This window comes from Solihabitans fulvus (assembly GCF_008386585.1).
Taxonomy (GTDB): domain Bacteria; phylum Actinomycetota; class Actinomycetes; order Mycobacteriales; family Pseudonocardiaceae; genus Solihabitans; species Solihabitans fulvus.
Map to the genome: position 1 here is coordinate 17,193 of NZ_VUOB01000073.1, position 17,334 is coordinate 34,526.

18 protein-coding genes and 1 tRNA gene are annotated in these 17,334 nt (G+C 68.1%); 9 read left to right on the top strand and 10 right to left on the bottom strand.

Annotation, left to right across the window (positions count from 1 at the left end; genetic code table 11):
• The first annotated feature begins 115 nt into the window (after positions 1-115).
• The 5 genes from F0L68_RS34680 (at position 116) to F0L68_RS34700 (ending at position 4,651) form a co-directional block, all read left to right on the top strand.
• Complete coding sequence (locus tag F0L68_RS34680; protein ID WP_149854123.1) at positions 116-799, top strand: helix-turn-helix domain-containing protein; 684 nt, start codon at positions 116-118, stop codon at positions 797-799.
• On the top strand, positions 796-1,539 hold the full coding sequence (locus tag F0L68_RS34685) for an RNA polymerase sigma factor (RefSeq protein WP_149854124.1): 744 nt from the start codon (positions 796-798) through the stop codon (positions 1,537-1,539). The genes F0L68_RS34680 and F0L68_RS34685 overlap by 4 nt, the downstream gene beginning before the upstream one ends.
• Complete coding sequence (locus F0L68_RS34690) at positions 1,536-2,378, top strand: helix-turn-helix domain-containing protein (RefSeq protein ID WP_149854125.1); 843 nt, start codon at positions 1,536-1,538, stop codon at positions 2,376-2,378. Before F0L68_RS34685 ends, F0L68_RS34690 begins: the two co-directional genes overlap by 4 nt.
• A gap of 1,233 nt (positions 2,379-3,611) precedes the next feature.
• On the top strand, positions 3,612-4,133 hold the full coding sequence (locus F0L68_RS34695; protein WP_223199398.1) for a winged helix-turn-helix domain-containing protein: 522 nt from the start codon (positions 3,612-3,614) through the stop codon (positions 4,131-4,133).
• Positions 4,043-4,651, top strand: coding sequence for a transposase (locus tag F0L68_RS34700; RefSeq protein ID WP_149854127.1), 609 nt, complete (start codon positions 4,043-4,045; stop codon positions 4,649-4,651). The genes F0L68_RS34695 and F0L68_RS34700 overlap by 91 nt, the downstream gene beginning before the upstream one ends.
• Here the strand turns inward: F0L68_RS34700 and F0L68_RS34705 are convergent, their stop codons facing one another.
• From F0L68_RS34705 to F0L68_RS34730, 6 genes are all read right to left on the bottom strand, one after another.
• Positions 4,652-5,539, bottom strand: coding sequence for a pentapeptide repeat-containing protein (locus tag F0L68_RS34705; protein WP_149854128.1), 888 nt, complete (start codon positions 5,537-5,539; stop codon positions 4,652-4,654). It abuts the gene before it with no gap.
• Positions 5,540-5,611: 72 nt separating this feature from the next.
• Entirely contained in the window at positions 5,612-6,028 is a 417-nt protein-coding gene (locus F0L68_RS44950) for a tyrosine-type recombinase/integrase (protein WP_368732284.1), read from the bottom strand.
• Between the two features lie 28 nt (positions 6,029-6,056).
• Positions 6,057-7,079 (bottom strand): tyrosine-type recombinase/integrase, encoded by a 1,023-nt coding sequence (locus F0L68_RS34715; protein WP_149854129.1) that lies wholly within the window; start codon positions 7,077-7,079, stop codon positions 6,057-6,059.
• Entirely contained in the window at positions 7,076-7,561 is a 486-nt protein-coding gene (locus tag F0L68_RS34720; RefSeq protein ID WP_223199399.1) for an AbrB/MazE/SpoVT family DNA-binding domain-containing protein, read from the bottom strand. Before F0L68_RS34720 ends, F0L68_RS34715 begins: the two co-directional genes overlap by 4 nt.
• Positions 7,562-7,672: 111 nt before the next feature.
• Positions 7,673-7,755, bottom strand: a tRNA-Leu gene (locus F0L68_RS34725).
• 118 nt (positions 7,756-7,873) lie between these two features.
• Positions 7,874-8,293 (bottom strand): hypothetical protein, encoded by a 420-nt coding sequence (locus F0L68_RS34730; protein WP_149854130.1) that lies wholly within the window; start codon positions 8,291-8,293, stop codon positions 7,874-7,876.
• A 674-nt stretch (positions 8,294-8,967) separates the two neighbouring features.
• Between F0L68_RS34730 and F0L68_RS34735 the strand changes: the two genes are divergently transcribed.
• Positions 8,968-9,705, top strand: coding sequence for a metallophosphoesterase (locus F0L68_RS34735; protein ID WP_149854131.1), 738 nt, complete (start codon positions 8,968-8,970; stop codon positions 9,703-9,705).
• 59 nt (positions 9,706-9,764) lie between these two features.
• On the opposite strand, the gene F0L68_RS34740 is transcribed toward F0L68_RS34735, so the two are convergent.
• Positions 9,765-10,286: a hypothetical protein gene (locus F0L68_RS34740; protein ID WP_149854132.1), complete on the bottom strand. Its 522-nt coding sequence runs from the start codon at positions 10,284-10,286 to the stop codon at positions 9,765-9,767.
• Between the two features lie 94 nt (positions 10,287-10,380).
• Between F0L68_RS34740 and F0L68_RS34745 the strand changes: the two genes are divergently transcribed.
• Positions 10,381-10,926: a GNAT family N-acetyltransferase gene (locus F0L68_RS34745; protein ID WP_149854133.1), complete on the top strand. Its 546-nt coding sequence runs from the start codon at positions 10,381-10,383 to the stop codon at positions 10,924-10,926.
• Positions 10,927-10,966: 40 nt separating this feature from the next.
• Here the strand turns inward: F0L68_RS34745 and F0L68_RS34750 are convergent, their stop codons facing one another.
• A complete protein-coding gene (locus tag F0L68_RS34750) occupies positions 10,967-11,932 on the bottom strand; it encodes an ArsR/SmtB family transcription factor (protein WP_149854134.1) in 966 nt (321 codons plus the stop codon).
• A 70-nt stretch (positions 11,933-12,002) separates the two neighbouring features.
• Between F0L68_RS34750 and F0L68_RS34755 the strand changes: the two genes are divergently transcribed.
• Positions 12,003-13,235 carry an MFS transporter gene (locus tag F0L68_RS34755; RefSeq protein ID WP_188316992.1) on the top strand — a complete coding sequence of 411 codons (1,233 nt, stop codon included), beginning with the start codon at positions 12,003-12,005 and terminating at the stop codon, positions 13,233-13,235.
• Positions 13,236-13,268: 33 nt separating this feature from the next.
• Entirely contained in the window at positions 13,269-15,425 is a 2,157-nt protein-coding gene (locus F0L68_RS34760; RefSeq protein ID WP_149854136.1) for a thiamine pyrophosphate-dependent enzyme, read from the top strand.
• A 51-nt stretch (positions 15,426-15,476) separates the two neighbouring features.
• Here F0L68_RS34760 and F0L68_RS34765 read toward each other — a convergent pair whose 3' ends face one another.
• Positions 15,477-16,139, bottom strand: coding sequence for a response regulator (locus F0L68_RS34765; RefSeq protein WP_149854137.1), 663 nt, complete (start codon positions 16,137-16,139; stop codon positions 15,477-15,479).
• Positions 16,136-17,323, bottom strand: coding sequence for a sensor histidine kinase (locus F0L68_RS34770; RefSeq protein ID WP_223199400.1), 1,188 nt, complete (start codon positions 17,321-17,323; stop codon positions 16,136-16,138). The genes F0L68_RS34765 and F0L68_RS34770 overlap by 4 nt, the downstream gene beginning before the upstream one ends.
• Positions 17,324-17,334: the final 11 nt, after the last annotated feature.

Consider the following 17,334-nt stretch of genomic DNA (forward strand, 5'->3'; position numbering starts at 1 on the left):
CAAGAACTCGGCGTCGCCCTGCCCGCTGGCCGCCATCACCTCCACGGAGGCGGTGCCGGGTTCATCGCCAGCTAGGCGGTCTCGTTACTACCGATCAACCATGAGGAGAACCGCCATGGCCGACGAACTTCCCTTTATCGCCAAGGGAAAGGTGCTCGACGAGGCGCAACGGCAGCATCTCACGACCTTGTTGATCGCCGCCTGGGACAACGGCATGAGTACCGCCGAGATGGCCAGGAGGACCAACCGCAGCCATCAGCACATCTGCCACATGCTCACCGAGGCGGGAGTGAACCTACGGCGCCCGGCGCAGGCGGATGACTCTGCGAGGAACGGGAATCCGCTCCCGGTGGTTCCGCCGGGTCGACGTCTGGGTGGCCGTGAACGGGACGCGTTCATCGACGCCATTGCAGTGCGCTACATCCTGGGCGCGACCGTCAAGCGCATAGCCGACGAGACACACGTGCCCTACGACAGCGTGAAGAACCTACTCAAAGAAGGTGACGTGCCCATGAGGCCGGCCGGCACCGCTCCCGTTCCGCTTGACGACGCAGCGTTGGCCCGATGGTTCCTGCGCCGTGTCAAGATTCGACTGCTGGCCGACTTCAATGCCGGCCTTCGGGCAACGGTGCTGGCGCTGACCGACGAGACCCCCTCCCGCGTCGACACCGCCAGGTGGGATGAGCTGGTCGCAGAGCTGTGGACCGCCCACATCGCACTGACCGACGCGACGCAGACCCTGTCCACGGTCGTCCGGTGCCTGCTGCACGAGCTCGCGAACCCTTCCGAGGCATCATGAACAGGGCTCATGGGCATTCGACCGACCAGGAACTGTCCGTCCTGGTGCGCGGCGGGTGCAGGAACTCCTACGAGACCCTCTATCGCCGACATGTCGAGGCCGCCCGCAGGCACGCCCGAACACTCGTGCGCAACGAGCACGACGTGGACGGTCTCGTGTCGGCGGCGTTCGCTGCTGTTCTGGAGCGGCTGCGGGCGGGCGGGGACGTCGTCCACTTCCGCGCTTACGTGCTGACAACCCTGCGACACATCGCCTATACGAATGCTGTGAGCGAGCGGCGGGTGATGGTGACCGACGACGTATCCACTCTGACTGGCTCAGATCGACTGCGTCCCCACTCCCCCGATCCTGTGCTCAGCGATTTGGAACGGCGGCTGGCGGCCAGAGCGTTCGGGAAGCTGCCGGCACGGTGGCGGATCGTGCTGTGGAAGAGAGAGGTGGAGGGTATGTCGCTGGCTGCGGCCGGGCAGTTCTTCGGACTGAGCGCCAACGGTGTCTCCGCGCTCGCGCACCGTGCCAGGGAAGGTTTGCGGCAGGCGTACCTGAATGCGCAGGTCCGCGACGGGCGGCGCGGCTTTTGCGGCGAGGTAGCGAGGTTGGCAGGAGCTTGGCTACGGGCTGCCGTCCGTGATCCTCTTGTATCCCAGCGGATTGCATCGCATCTGCTGTCGTGCGTGCAGTGCCGCATGCTCGTGGACGAGCTGGCTGACGCCAACGCGGCGCTGGTGGTCAAGCGATGAACAGGGCACGGGAGGCTGAACAGCTGTGGCTGGCCTCGCAGTTGCGGACGCTACGCATCTCAGCGCAGCTGACCAGTAAGCGGGCGGCCGAGGCTGCGGAGATGAGCCAGTCCAAGCTGTCCAAGATCGAGACCGGCCTTCATCTGCCCACAGTCGACGACGTTGAGCGGATCACCACCGCGCTGCACGCCGAACGCGCTCACGCCAGTGAATTGGCGAGCGTAGCCCGTCAGCTGCGGGACGAGGCGAACTGGACGCTGGCGATGCTCCGTCAACCGCAACGCAACACTCTCTTCGGGGTGCTGCGCCGGGAACGCGAGGCGGCCACGATCATCTCGGTCGGGATGGTCACCGTGCCGCCGCTGCTGCGCCGACCCGGCTACATCCGCGCGATCGAGCCACCAGACATCCGCGACGCCGTCGTGGCGGCGGTGGCCGGACGCCAGGCGACCCTCGCAGCCGACGGCCACGACTGCGAGTTCATCGTGACCGAAAGCGCTTTGCGGCAGACAGTGGGGTCGGCCGCGGTGATGCTCGACCAGGTCAGCCACATCGCCCGCATGGCCGTCGGCGAACGAGTTCGGATCGGGCTGCTGCCGTGGCACGTCCCACTGACCAGGCCACCGCGGCACGACTTCACGATCACCGACGCCCTGGGGTACAAAGACCTGCTCATCGGGCACGTCGCAGTGCGCGACCCCCGCAACGTCGAAGCCCACGGACAGTATGCAGAGGCGCTGCGCGCCACAGCGGTGTACGGCGACCCTTGCCGGGAACTGCTGGCGGCCATCAGTGATGATCATCGGACGCGAGCGGTCCGGGACACCGGTTCGGTGTGAATTGCGATTCGCATCACGGGAACACTCCAGCTGAGCACCCGCTTGTGTTGTGGCATCGGCAGAACACCCCGTCGCTGCGGTGCTCACCGATTGCTCGCTCATAGCCCGCACCGATCACGAGACCAGTGTTCGGCACCATGAGGAGCGTTCCGATTTGGACATGCCGAGGCCCCCTGCTGCAGTGGCGAACTCCGCTCGTGACGTCTGGGGTCAGCTCCTGTAGATCGGCAACGCCACCGTCCAGCTACCGCCATATGTGCCGCCCATACCCCGTCAGCTGCCCCCACCCGGGCCGCTGGTCGACCGGACGAGCTGCGTGAGCGGCTCACTGACTTGCATTGCTGTGAGGCCGGGATCGTGAACATGCCCGGTATCCCTAGCATCGGCAAGACCGCCGGTCACCGCATAGGGACACGAGCACACAGACCAGTTCCCCGACTGCCAGTGCTACGTGGACCTGACGAGCCGAGGCACATTCCAGGCAGCGTTGCATCCACTGCGACCGCACCGCGATACAACACCTGGCCGTCGTGTGCAGGCTGGACGTCGACGCGATGATCGAACGCCTGTGCAGCCTAAGACGCTCCACCGCAGCGCGGCTGGCCCCACCCGGAACCTCCGGTCGAGCGAGCTTCACGAGGTCTGGTTCGTCCATGAACATCACCTTGAAGGAATCGAACGCTTCCGCCTTGAAATCGGGAGACAAGAAACCGTCCGGGGGTTCGAATCTCTGCGCCTCCGCAGGCCATCGGGGGAGTGTGACCCGTCTTTCGCGGATCGGTCACACCCCCTTGGTGCAGCAAGATGGTGGCAATGGTGCTGGATCTAGCTTGTCGGCGGCAAGGCAATGTGCTCGTCGTCCTCGGCCGTCCATCGGAGCGCATCTGCCTGGTCTGACTCTGGATGCAGAGCCCATCCGGGTGGCCAAATCTGTTCTCCGGAATTTCGCTGGTGATACACATGTGCACCCGAGAGATTGATGTGAGGTCTTGACTTCTTTTGAGGTGAAGCACACTGCCCATCTTCCCCCTTGAGGACTTCAACATTAGCAATTTGATCAAAAACTACTTCACCCGAGAAACTTGCATCGAAAAACTCAGCCTCATCGCCAAATTGGGCACCCAAGAAGTAGATTCCTCGACTACTGATCTTTGATTGTGGTGTTGATGCCGCTGTTCGGAGTCTTGCCCGCCGGCTGGACAGTGTTACGCCGGAGATATGAAACTTGGAGGCTTGACGCGATCCGAACGTCTGGAACGGGAGCGACTCCGGCTGGTCGCGGCAGAGTTGTTCTCCCAGGAGATCCCCCAGGCCGAGATCGCACGGATGCTGGGCGTGTCGGCCCAAGCAGTCAACCACTGGCACCAGACATGGACCTCGGGCGGCCGGGAAGCGCTGCTGTCGACCGGCCCCTCCGGAGCCAGGTCCTATCTGGACGAGGACCAGATCACGCAGTTGCGCCGGGCGCTGGACCAAGGCCCACGCCAGCACGGATGGGACTCCGACCGGTGGACCCTGGCCAGGATCCGCCGGCTGATCATCGAACTGACCGGGGTGACCTACCGGGGCGTGGACGGCGTGTGGCGGCTGCTGCACCGCATGGGCTGGTCCTGCCAACTCCCCCAGACCCCCGCGCTGGAGCGGGACGAGGAGGCGATCACCGCATGGCGCACGCAGACCTGGCCGCAGGCAAAAGATCCGCCCGCGACACCGGGGCATGGCTGTGTTTCGAGGACGAGACCGGGGCCGCGCTGAGTTCACCGGTGCGCACCACGTGGTCCGCGGTGGGGCAGACGCCGGTCGTGCCATTGTCGGGCAGAGGCCACGACAAGATCTCGGTAGCCGGGATGTGCTGCTACCGGCCAGGCCACGTCCCGCGCCTGATCTACACCGCCAGTCGACACCACTTCAGCGCGACCGACTTTCCCGGTCTGCTCAGGACCGTCCATCGGAGACTGGCCGCGCCGATCGTGGTGATCTGGGACAACCTGCCCGGCCACATCAGCGGCAGCACCCGGGCCTTCATCCGGGACAACAAGGACTGGCTGACCGTCATCCGACTACCCGGCTACGCCCCGCACCTCAACCCGACCGAGGGTGTGTGGTGCCACCTCAAGGGCGGAGTCCTGGCCAACCTCGGCGCCCGCACCCTGACCGAACTCACCCGCGTCACCCGCCGGGGACTACGCCACATTCAACGCCACCCGCACCTGCTTACCGGATTCCTCGCCCAGACAGGGCTCACCCTCCACACCGACCCATCAACCCCATAATCAAAGATCAGTAAAGGTTACTTCCTGCATGAATAGTCGACTCTTAAATTTGGTTCGAGTAAATATTGCGCGACCAGTAAAGGTGGCCTCATTAAAGTTTGCCATATCGCTAAAAGTCGACTCGAAGAACCATGCATCCTGCTCAAAGGTCGTGTTTCGAATATGTGTTGCCCCAATGAATGTGGCATGGCGAAAATCAGCAAAGCCAACCTTGCAGTCGATGAACTCGAAGTCGATGAGTATTGCATTGCTGAGATTTATGTCAAGACTGCCCCAGTAGATTCCCAGTTTGGCTAGGGTCTTGAAGTGGCTACTGAGCACTCTTTGGGCGGTCAGTCTGACCTCCAATTCCTCCTGATGATACGCACGTTCAGGGTCTCCGCTCTCCGGTCTGACCTCTTCGTTGATGCGCTTCCCGAAGGGGATCGATGGTGAAAATGGCATTCTAAGGTAGCCACAGATTGTGCTTACGATTGTTTGTCGGTGATCTGAATTGTCGTTAGCAAGGCGTTCTAGTGAATAGAAGCCTCCTAGTCGTACTGCGGCCTTGTCTGACCCTAGCTGCTCGATGGCCTTTGTGAATAGATCCGTTATGCGACGTTCGGTGGAGTCTTTCTCTGCAATGCTAGCTAAGTACTCCTGATGCCGCTTGGTGTCGGCGGCAATTCGCGCGACTTCACGCAGTTGCAACTCTGTGGATCTTTGCTTGCGAGCAGTTAGCCATAGGGCAATCGCTCCTCCGGCTCCGGCTGCAACCGTAAGAGAGGTGCGGATGGCGTCAAGCCGATTTCTAACGTTCTCCGAATTGCTTGTGTCGTTAATTTGGGAGAGTAGGAGCCACATACAAACGCAGGTGATTGCGATGACTGTAACCGTCACGATCCCCACCCATCGCCACTTTAGTACTGGCAGTTCGGGCTTACCTTCTGCGGATTCTTCAATATCTTTGGACATGAGTAGTCATATTTCATGACTTGTATCTTTTACGCTAGATGCAGTCAGGTGAAGTAGTTCTGTACTTGCCCAACTCGTCCGATGGCCTGCCTCCGCAGGGGCCTCCCGCTTATCATCAAGGGAGACGTGCGCGTAGATCGTCATCGTCACATCTACGGCCGAATGGCCCACGATGCCCCGGGCGATGTGCAGCGGAACATCGAGCCGGAGCAGCAGCGTCACGCACGAGTGCCGGAGGTCGTGAAACCGCACCGCCGACAACCCAGGCCCACTCCCGTAGTGGGTACCAGCTCGCCGGAGGTACGTCGGGTCGATCGGACCGCCAAGGGAAGTGGCGAACACCAGCACGGAGTCCTCCCAGGCATCGGGACTGCCGTTTCTGCGGAACTCGCTGACGTAGCTCACGCCGGTCTGGTGTGTCACCTTGGAGTGAACCCCGGGCGGAGGCGAATTACCTGAGTGGATGAGGTTCTCCGGTAAGAGCGGCCAGCGCGGTGGCGACTTCCTGGACGCTGGCGCGTACGTAAGTCGCGGTGGTCCCCGCGTCGCCGCCGTGGTCGGTGTGGCCGGCGAAGGCGCGGGCGATGGCGTAGCCGAAGTTGCGCTCCACCCACGTCAGGGTGGTGTGGCGCAGCCAGTGCATGGAGATCTGCTGGGTGGCCACCCAGGGCAGGTGGTTGCCGATGCGGGTCCACAGGTGGTCGTAGCGGCGGGTGGTGATCGGCTGGCCGTTCACGTAACGGAGCAGCTGACCCTCGCGCGAGGCGTAGCGGCCCTCGGCGTGCTGTTGCAGGGCGGTCATCAGTGTTGGGGAGATCGGTTGCCAGCGCTGGGTTTCGCCTTTCTCCCGCAGGAGGATCAGGCACTGGGTGGGGTCGAGGTCGCGCGGTCGGAGGGCGAGGGCGCCGCCGCGTCGGCAGGCGGTTTCGGTGTGCAGGCGCAGCAGGAGGGTGTCCAGGGCGGGGTCGTTGCCGGTGGTGGCGGCGACGTGGTTGATCTCGGCGAGCCGGGTGTCGGCCACGGCGCGGCGGGTGGACGGTAGGCGGCGGGGTTTGGCGACCTTGGCGGCGGGGTTGTCGTCCTTGTGGATCAGGCCGTCGTCCACGGCGTGCCGATACAGGCAGCGCAGCGCGCCGATGAGGTGTTCGACGGCGCAGCGTCCGCCACGTCCGTTGCGGCGCTGGACGAGGTGGGTCTTGATGTACTCGGCCAGGTGCTTGATCTCTGACGGGGTTGGTTCGTCGATGCGGCGAGAGCCCCACTGCTCGCGGACGCGGTTCCAGTAGGAGCCGTACACCCGTCGGGTGCCCTCGGAGACAGCCTTGGAGACCACGGGGATGTACTCGTCGAAGGTCGGCACCGGTGGCCGGTCCTGCGCAGCGGCGAGGAGGTCTTCGGGTGACAGGCCCAGGCGGGCGAGCAGGAGGCGGGCTGCGTCCACGTCCGCGGACTGCGACTGCGATTGCGGCGTCATCCTCGGTCACCGTCCTGGAGGCCGGCGTGGCGGTGAGCGATCATCGCGTCCAGCTCGGCAGGCGGATGGACGACGAGTTGACAGTGGACGGGATCGGCGGCCAAGAGCACGCGATCCCCGGCCGCCAGCGCGCACCAACGGCGCACGGGCGCGGGCAGGCGAAGATGGCCTTGGCGGCTGATGCTGAACACGCCGTGCGTGTCGCTGTGGATGATCAGCAGGCCACCGGTTTCGCGGATGTTCAGCCGGGTGCCCGGCACCCAGCCCATGGCCCGGAGGGTGAGATGGTCAGCGATGCGGCCTCGACTGTCCATCACGGCGAGGCCGTAGACCGTCCTATTGGCGCGCGCCGTGGGGATGATGGGAAGCGGGAGCGTTCGACGGGCTGCCGAAGCCCCAGGGTGCGACGACGCGGCTGTTCGATCGTCGTGCGGCGGCTGCGTTGCCGGGGGTACGAGAGGCGCGATCACTGGGGTGATCATGAGAAACACCCCCAGCGCACGCAGCCCGAGAGCGTTACGCGTGCGATCTGAGGGTGTTCAAGTGCCCATGAGCACTGATACTTTTGATGTAGCAGGCATGCAACAAAATTGTGTCCGAGAGGGGACTTGAACCCCCACCCCCTTTCGGGGACTAGCACCTCAAGCTAGCGCGTCTGCCATTCCGCCACCCGGACCAGCGGCTTCCGCCGTGGTGAACACAGGTTAGCTGATCGTCCCCCGCAGGCCCAAATCGACCCCCTTGCGCCGATCGGTTCGGGCTCGGAGGCTTGTCAGGGACGCCTTGGGTCGCGCTCAGGCAGTGAAGAGGCCGATCCCCAGGGTGACCACGCCGATCGCAAGGGACAGCGCACCCAGCCACACCAGCCAGATGAGCTTGTTCGGCCTGGTGATCTCGCCTCGACCGGCCGAGGAGGCGAAGAAGCCGCCCGAGATCAGGGCCGCAGCCACCGGGGCGCCCAGGCGAGCCAGCCAGCCGGGGACACCGGTCAGGCCAGCGGCATCCGAGAGGACGAGGGTTACCAGGCTCAGGGTGACCAGTACGCCGGCATGCGCGTGGCCGGCTCTGGCGAAGGCCTTCTGGAAGTCCGTCATGGGCACGGCGCCACGCACGATGCGGGTCATGAACCAGCCGCCGAACTCGATGCCGACGATCGTCAGCAGCACCGCTCCGGCGATGTAGCGGGTCTCGGGAAGCAGGGTGAGCGTGTGCACTTGGCACTCCTTGGGCAGGACTGGCGGCAGTTGTGGAACGATGTTATATAACATGGTTATGAGTATGGTTGTCAAGAGTCCCGCGAGGTTCTGGTGAACTGGCTGGGGAAGTCGCAAGGGGCGGCGCGGGACGTTGGGCGTGCGCCAGTTCTGTGGACGTCGTGGCGGCCAGGGCCGGCATGGCGGTGGTTTTGGAGCGGGAGTCAGGGACTACGGGCAGGGCCACTCCCGGCGTCTTTGGTTGTTGCGCCGCCATTGTTGGCCGCAGATGGCGTTGGTGCGGCGTTCGCCTTGGACGCTGTCGGTGTTCGGGTCGACGGCGGTGAACCTCTTGTCCGACTGGAGGCTCTACCGGTCGTTCTTGAGGAAAGGGTTGCTGGGCAACAGAAGCGTCGGAGGTTTGGCGCGTGGCAGCTACGGGGTCGGACCGCATGGCGTTGGGTTGGGTCAGCGGGTGTTGGGTAGGAGGACGCCGCCACCGGTGGAGCCGATGTGATGTCGGCCACGGGAGGTGCTTCCGGTCGCGGAGCGGCGGGGGCGGGGGCGCACCAGGGCTGTGGGGCGAGGGCACTCAAGGGGGCGCGCTAGAACGTCGCGGATCTGGGAAACTCGACTTCCAGTGTCCGGTGGCCGGTTACGCGGCCACCGGACAACGGCGCGTCTGGAGGATCACGATGATCGTGCTGGCCCACCTGAGCGACACCCACTTCGACGGCGAGCCGCGCAGCGCCGAGCGCGCCGGCCGGGTCATGGCCTACCTCGACGCGCTGTTGACCGAGGTGGACGCCGTGTTGGTCTCCGGCGACATCGCGGACCACGGGCTGCCCGCCGAGTACGAGCAGGCGGCCAAGGTGCTCACAGCGCGCCGGCCGGTCCTCACCTGTCCCGGCAACCACGACGTGCGCTCGCCCTACCGTGAGGTGCTGCTCGGCGAGCCCGCCGGCGACGGGCCGATCAACCGGGTGCACCGGGTCGGCGACGCGGTGCTCGCGCTGTGCGACTCCAGCATCCCGGGCCGTGACGACGGCGTGCTCGACGAGGAGACCTTCGGCTGGTTGGAGTCCGTGTTGGCGGACACGGCAGACGGCACCCCGGTGCTCATCGGCTTCCACCATCCGCCGGTCGCGCTGCACAGCGCCATCGACGCGATCGGCCTCGGCGACGCACAGCGGCTGGCCGACCTCATCGCCAGGCACCCGCAGGTCGTCGCGGTGCTGTGCGGGCACGCCCACACCCCGGCGGCGACCACGTTCGCCGGTCGGCCGCTGCTGGTCGCGCCGGGTGTGGTGTCGACGCTGAAGTTGCCGTGGGAGCACGGCGAGATCCTCGACTACGAGATCCCGCCGGCCGTCGCGTTCCACATCCTCGACGACGACCTGCGGCTGACCACCCACTACCGCGTCTGCCTCTGACGGCGGTTGCTCGGTTCGAGCTGCGGCGTGGTCGACCTGAGTTACTTGGTCGGACTGAGTTACTTGGTCGGCTTGGCGAACCTGGCGCGTACCTCGGGACGGGTGACCGACCACAGCAGGGCCGCAAGCACGACGGCCTGTAGGCCCTGCTCGACGCGCATCCACACCGGGTACTGGCCCGCGATGATGAGGTAGCCGATGCCGGCGAGCCCGATGACCGAGATCAAGATCACTCTGCGGTACGCGCCGCGCTTTCCCTTGCGCAGCCGGTCGACCAGGAACACGTAGACCAGCGACACCACGACGATCGAGATGACGCGGCTCCACACGGCCTGCCGAAGAATCCCGCGCACCGTGTCCAGGTCGGCGTTCGGGGCCAGCGACATGTGCGCGAGCTGGTAGTCGATGACACTGTCCCGGAAGATGAACATCAGCACGGTCAGCACCAGGCTCAGGCCGAGGTTCACGCACAGCAGCATGACGACGCGGCGCAGGGCCGGGGTCAGCGGCTGCTTGCCGGGGTCGACGGGGAGTTCTACCGCGGGGGCTACCGGGAGCCCCTCGTAGGATTCAGGTGCCACGGTCCGGATCAAAGCACGTCGCCGTCGGCGCGGAGGGGAAACGGCGAAATCCTCAGCTCGGGCCATATCGCCGCATGCGACCTATGGTGAACGTATGACGGAACAACTGGTCACCGACCGTCTGCTGCTGCGGCCGTGGCACGTGGACGACGCCGGCGCCGCGCTGGAGGTGTACGGCGACGGCCAGGTGTCCCGGTGGTTGAGCCCCGCGATGGACCAGGTTGGCGACCTGGCCGCGATGCGGTTGCTGATCCAGCACTGGATCGCCGAGGACGCGCGGATGATCCCGCCCGCCGCGCGCTGGGCGGTGCAGCGCAAGGAGGACGGGCGACTGATCGGCGGGGCGGTCCTGTTGCCGTTGCCGCCTCGCGGCGACGATCTGGAGGTCGGCTGGCAGCTGCATCGCGAGGTGTGGGGCCACGGCTACGCGACGGAGGCCACCCAGGCGATCGCGCGGTGGGCCTTCACGCAGGAGGTCGACGAGATCTTCGCGGTGGTGCGGCCGTCGAACACCCGCGCGGCCGCGACCGTGCGGCGCACCGGCATGGAGTGGGTCGGCGAGACCGACAAGTACTACGACCTACGCCTTCAGGTCTTCCGGCTGCGGCCCGCCGATATTCTGCCGCCAAGCACATCCTGAGGGGGCATGCGGGGTGGGCGCGGCGCGGGGGGGCAGGTCGCTACGCCTTGGCCAGGAGGTCGCCGCGTTCGGTGCGCAGGTGCAGGACGACCTTGCCGTCTCGCCGCGTGGCGACGAGGTTCGCGCCGCGCAGCACGCCAAGGTGTTGGGACACCGCGCCGGCCGTGACACCTAGACGGACGGCCAGGTCCGAGGTGGTCAGCGGTTGCTCCAGGAGGCCGAGCATGGCCGCCCTGGTGCGGCCGATGAGCGTGGCGAGCGCGTCGGGCGTCGACGGCTGGGTCTGCCACAGCGCACCGAGGCCCCTCGCGGGATAGCGCAGCACGCCCGAGGTGACGGGTTCCATCTCCACAAACACCCTTGGCCAGACGAACACGCTGGGGCACAAGACAAGTCCGTGCCCACTGACGTCCACGGTGGACATGCTGTTCGGCCGCGAACGTCCGTTGACGATCAGTTCGCCTTCCGTCCAGGCGACCTCCCGGTGCAGTTCGCCGAACAGGCCGGCGACGCCCCGGTCGGCCAGCGTCGCTGCGCGCGTTGAGATGTCCGCTTCCAGGACGGTCCTGATCCTGCCCCAGTGCGGGGCGATCACCGCGTCGTGGCAGCGGCGCAGCGCGGCGGTGATCCTGGCCAGCGCGGCGGCGGGGTCGACACACAGCTCGGGGTGCTCGTCCGGCGCGAGCACGCTGTCCAGCTCGGCGCGGAACCGGTCGTGTGGCATGGCCCGCACCAGTTCCAGGTCCTCGTCCAGGGTCGGCATCCTGCCGTCGGTCACCGGGAAGAAGAACGACGGCAGCGAGCGGTGCGCGAGCAGGTCGAGCAGCAGCGGCAGGTCGGGCTCGTCGGCGAGCCTCGGCCGCGCCCAGGACACCCACGGCAGGTGCACGGCGTGCTCGCCGGGCTGGCGCAGCAGCGCGAGCGCGTGCGCGGTCTCGGCGGCCGGCGCGAGCGCGAACCGCACCCTGGCCAGCTCGGCGCCCGCCAGCGTGATCCGGACCGCCACGGCCGCCCCCTCGAATTTAGCAGTGACTAAATCCTAGCTGACGCGACACCGCGGCCACAGGATCTGCTCCGTGACCACACTGACCAACGCCGGGACGTCCGCCGGACCGAAAAGGGCAGGTCTCGGCCGTGACTGGCGCCGACTCCTCGCGGCCAACGCGACCTCCTCGCTCAGCGAGGGCGCGCTGCTGGCCGCCCTCCCCCTGCTCGCCGCCCACCTCACCCGCGACCCCCGGCTGATCTCCGGACTCGCGACCGCCGGCACGCTGCCGTGGCTGCTCTGCTCGCTGCCGATCGGCGCGCTGGTCGACCGGTTGGACCGGCGCGCGCTGATGATCGCGGCGCAGTGCGTGCGTGCCGTGCTGGCCGCCGCGATCGCCGGGCTGGCCACCGCGCACGTCGCGGCGATCTGGCCGCTGTACGTGCTGGCGTTCGGCATCGGCGTGGCCGACGTCGCGTTCTCGACCGCCAACCAGGCGATGGTGCCCAACGTGGTCGACCAGGCGGACCTGGAAACGGCGCTCGGCCGGCAGATCGCGACCGAGGGTGTGGCGCGGGAGTTCATCGGGCCGCCGCTCGGCGCGGCGCTGGTCGCGTTCGCGCTGCCGTTGCCGTTCTGGTTCAACGCGGTCGTCTTCGCCGGCGCAGTCGGGCTGCTGCTTCGGGTGCGCACCTCCGGTCTCGCCAAGCGTGCCGGTCGGCCGAAGCGGATCAGGACCGAGGTGGCGGAGGGGCTTCGTTTCCTGGTGCGGCACCGCTTGTTGCGCACGCTGGCGCTGCTGGCCGGCGTCGGAAACCTGTGCGAGTACATGGCGTTGGCGACGCTGGTGCTGTTCGCGCAGGAGGTGCTGCGCCTGTCCGACCGGGGTGTCGGCGTGCTGATGGGCTCGATGGCCGTCGGCGGCGTGCTCGGTGGCCTGCTCAGCCGCCGCCTCGCGGACCGGTTCGGGGCGCGCCGTGTCGCGATGACTGTGCAGGTCGTCATTCCCTTGTCCTGGTTGGCGATCGCGATTGTCGGCCGGGACGCCGTGACGGTCGCCGCACTGGTCGCCGTGTTCTCGCTGAGCGTGTCGCAGTGGAACGTCATCGTCGGCGCGCTGCGGCAGCGGATCGTGCCCGACGAGCTGCGCGGCAGGCTCGGCGCGGCGGGCAGGCTGATCTCGTTCGGCGCGATCCCGATCGGCTCGGTGCTGGGCGGATTCGTCTACCACTCCTTCGGCCCGATCGCGCCGTGGCTGGTCGGCGCGGCGATCCGTTCGCTGGCCTCGCTGGTGGCGCTTCCCGTGCTGCGCAGGAACCTGTAGCGCGGGGACAGTCCGGCACGACATGCTTGCACCGTGGCCGAGGCGGTTGACCAGTACTTCCTTGACGCGGTGGCGGCGCTCGACCCGGCGACGCCCCGCGGTCTCGACGAGCCCGTCGCGCCAGGCCACGAGCTGACCGGTCGGCGCTGCGTCGAGCTGTTCGACGCGCAGCTCGGCAGTCGGCACCTCGACCTCGCCGCCCGCAGGCTCGGCGAGCGGGGGCTCGGCTACTACAGCATCGGGTCGGCTGGACACGAGGGCAACGTCGCGGTGGCCGCCGCGCTGCGCCCGTCCGATCCCGCCTTGCTGCACTACCGGTCCGGGGCGTTCTACCTGGAGCGGGCCCGCCAGGTGCCGGGTCAGGAACCGTTGCGGGACGTGCTGTTCGGGGTGACCGCCGCCGCCGAGGAACAGATCTCCGGCGGGCGACACAAGGTGTTCGGCAACAAGGCGCTCGCGATCATCCCGCAGACCTCCACGATCTCCTCGCACCTGCCGAGGGCGCTCGGGCTCGCGTTCGGCATCGAGCGGGCCGGCAGGCTCGGTGTGCCGACCGAGTGGCCCGCGGACGCCGTGGTGCTGTGCAGCTTCGGCGACGCGTCGGCCAACCACTCCACCGCGGTCGGCGCGATCAACGCGGCCCTGCACTGCGCGCACCAGCGGCTGCCGGTTCCGGTGCTGTTCGTCTGCGAGGACAACGGGATCGGCATCAGCGTGCGCACCCCGGACGACTGGATCGAACGGGCCTACGGGAGTCGTCCCGGCCTGCGCTACTTCGAGGCCGACGGCGGCGATCTGCCCGCCGCCGTCCGGGTTGCCGGCGAGGCGGCCGCGTGGGTGCGGGAGCGACGCGCGCCGGCGTTCCTGCGGCTGCGCACCGTGCGGCTGATGGGGCATGCTGGCTCCGATGTGGAGTCCGCGTACCGAAGCCAGCGGGAGATCGCCGCGGACCAGGCGCGCGATCCGCTGCTGCGGACCGCGACGCTGTTGGTGCGCACCGGTTTCTGCCGGCCGGCGGAGGTGCTGGCGCGGTATGAGCGGGTGCGGGCCGAGGTCGACGCGGTCGCCGAGGACACGGCCGGGCGTCCCGGACTGACCTCCGCCGAGCAGGTCGTCGCCCCGCTGGCCCCGAGCCGTCCTGGTGCGGTGGCGGCGTTGGCGACGAGCGAGCCGGACCCGACGCCGGTCACCCTGGCCAGGGCGATCAACCAGACGCTGGCAGATCTCCTTGCGCGGCAACGGAACGTGCTGGTGTTCGGCGAGGACGTGGCGCGCAAGGGCGGCGTGTACGGGGTGACCAGGGGGCTGCTGCGCAGGTTCGGCGCCGCGCGGGTGTTCGACACCCTGCTCGACGAGCAGACCGTGCTCGGCACGGCGTTGGGCACGGCGCTGGCGGGTTTCCTGCCGATCGCGGAGATCCAGTACCTTGCCTACCTGCACAACGCGCTCGACCAGCTGCGCGGCGAGGCCAGCACGCTCCAGTTCTTCTCCGACGGGCAGTACCGCAATCCCATGGTGGTGCGCGTACCGGGATTCGCCTACCAACGGGGTTTCGGCGGCCACTTCCACAACGACAACTCCGTTGCCGCGCTGCGGGACATCCCTGGGCTGGTGATCGCGGCGCCGGCCAGGGCCGACGACGCCGCCGCGCTGCTGCGCACCTGCGCGGCCGCCGCGCGCGCGGACGGACGGGTCTGCGTGTTCCTGGAACCCATCGCGCTCTACCACGCCGCCGACCTGCACGAGCCTGGCGACCAGGGCTGGCTGGCCGCGCCGACGGGTGAACACGTGCCGATCGGGCGGGCCCGGCGGCACGGCGACGGCACGGACCTCACCATCGTCAGCTTCGCCAACGGGGTGCCGACGAGCCTGCGGGTGGCGCGGCGGCTCGCCGCGCGCGGCCTCCGCTGCCGGGTGCTGGACCTGCGGTGGTTGGCCCCGCTGCCCGTGGTGGACCTGCTGCGCGAGGCCGACGCGACCGGGCGGGTGCTGGTGGCCGACGAGACGCGGCGGTCGGGCGGTGTGTCCGAGGCGGTGCTGACCGCGCTGCACGATGCGGGATTCGGCGGACGGATGACGCGAGTGACGAGCGAGGACAGCTTCGTGCCGCTCGGGCCGGCCGCGCGGCACGTGCTGCTGTCCGAGCGGGACATCGAGGCCGCGGCCCTGCGGCTGCTCGGCCTGAAGTGATCGGACCGGCAGGTCGCTGCCGCGGTTGCGACTGGCTGGCTGACCTGACCGTCAGTCGGTCGGCCGTAGGCCAGCCTCCTGCGCGAGGATCGCGGCCTGGACCCGGGACCGGAGGTCCAGCTTCATCAGCACCCTGGACACGTGCGTCTTCACGGTGGTCTCGCCGATCCGCAGCCGGCTCGCGATCTGCTGGTTGGACAGGCCCTCGCCAAGGCACACCAACACCTCGCCCTCGCGCTCGGTGAGCTGGTCCAGGCCGGCCGGACGGCTGGGCGGGGCCGAAAGGGCCGGCGCGGCCTCGGCGAAGGCGGTCAGCAGCCTGCGGGTCACGCTCGGCTCCAGCACGCCGTCGCCCGCCGCCACCAGGCGGACCGCCTCGACCAGCCGCGCCGCCGAGACCGACTTGAGCAGGAATCCGGCCGCGCCGGCCCGCAGCGCGCCGTGCACGTAGTCGTCCAGGTCGAACGTGGTCAGCACCAGGACCTCGCACACCCCGGCACCAACCAGCTCGCGGGTGGCCGCGATTCCGTCCATGCCGGGCATCCGCACGTCCATCAGGACCACGTCCACCTCGAGCGCGCGAGCGAGCCGGACCGCCTCGGCCCCGTCGGCCGCCTCGCCGACCACCTCGACACCGTCGGCGCCGCCCAGGATCAGCACGACGCCCGCGCGGATCGCCGCGTGGTCGTCGGCCACCAGGACCCTGATGCTCACAGCTCGGCTCCCCTCGTCGGCAGTTCCGCGCGGACCGTCCAGCCGACGTCGTCCGGACCGGCCGCCACCGTGCCGCCGACCAGTTCGGCGCGTTCCCGCATGCTCCACAGGCCGGTGCCAAGGCCGTCGGCCGCGATGGTCTCGGTGCGCTCGTTGGTGACGGTGACGACGATCCGGCCGGCAACCTCGCGCACGTCCACCGAGGCGCACGCCCCCGGTGCGTACTTCACCGCGTTGGTCAGCGCCTCCTGCACGATCCGGTAGGCGGCCAGGTCGACGGCCGCCGGCAGGTCCAGCTCGCCGAAGTCGTTGCGCGCCACCACGGTCAGCCCGCCGGCGCGCGCCGACTCGACCAGCGCGTCGAGGTCTCGCAGTCGTGGCGGGGCCGTGTGCGGGTCGGCCGGGTCGGTGTCGGCGCGCAGCAGGCCGATCATCGCGCGCATCTCCGCGAGGGACCGGACGCTGTTGTCCCGCACGGACTGGAGCACGGTCCGCACCGTGGCCGGGTCGCCGTCCGCCAACGACAGCACCGCCTCCGACTGGATGGCGATGGCCGAGAGGTTGCCGGCGATCGCGTCGTGCAGGTCCCGCGCCATCCTGGCGCGCTCGCCGACGACTGCCGCACGGCGGTCCAGCTCGGCGATCCTGGCCAGTTGGGCGCTGCGGGCCCGTTCCGCCTCGGCCGCCTCCCGCTGCTGCCGCACGGTCATCGCCCACCACACCGGCACGAGCATGAACAGGGCGATCTGGGTGCTGTAGACCAGCGCCACCCGCCAGTCGCGGACCACCACGGCGACGATCCCCATGGTGATCAGGGCGGTCGCGGCGACGAGCCCGACCAGGATCCGGTTGATTCTGCGCGAGGTGTACAGCGTGGCGCAGTAGAGCAGGTCGCCCGCGACCAACAGCACCGGGATGCTGCCGCCCAGGCGCGCGTCGACGGCCGTGACGGCCAGGCCGACGCCGAGCGCGAGCAGCGGCCGCGAGCTGCGCCACAGCAGCGTCACGCAGCCGAGCCCGAGCACGGCCACCCGCCAACCGAGCGGGACGGCGCGATCGGTGCTGATCAGCGCGTATACCCCGGTGGAGTAGAACAGGCAGCCGCAGGCGAAGTAGGCCAGCGCGGTGCGCACGTCGTTGACCGAGGGCCGGAGCCGACGGCCTGCGGGGGTCGCGGCTGGCACCAGGACATTTC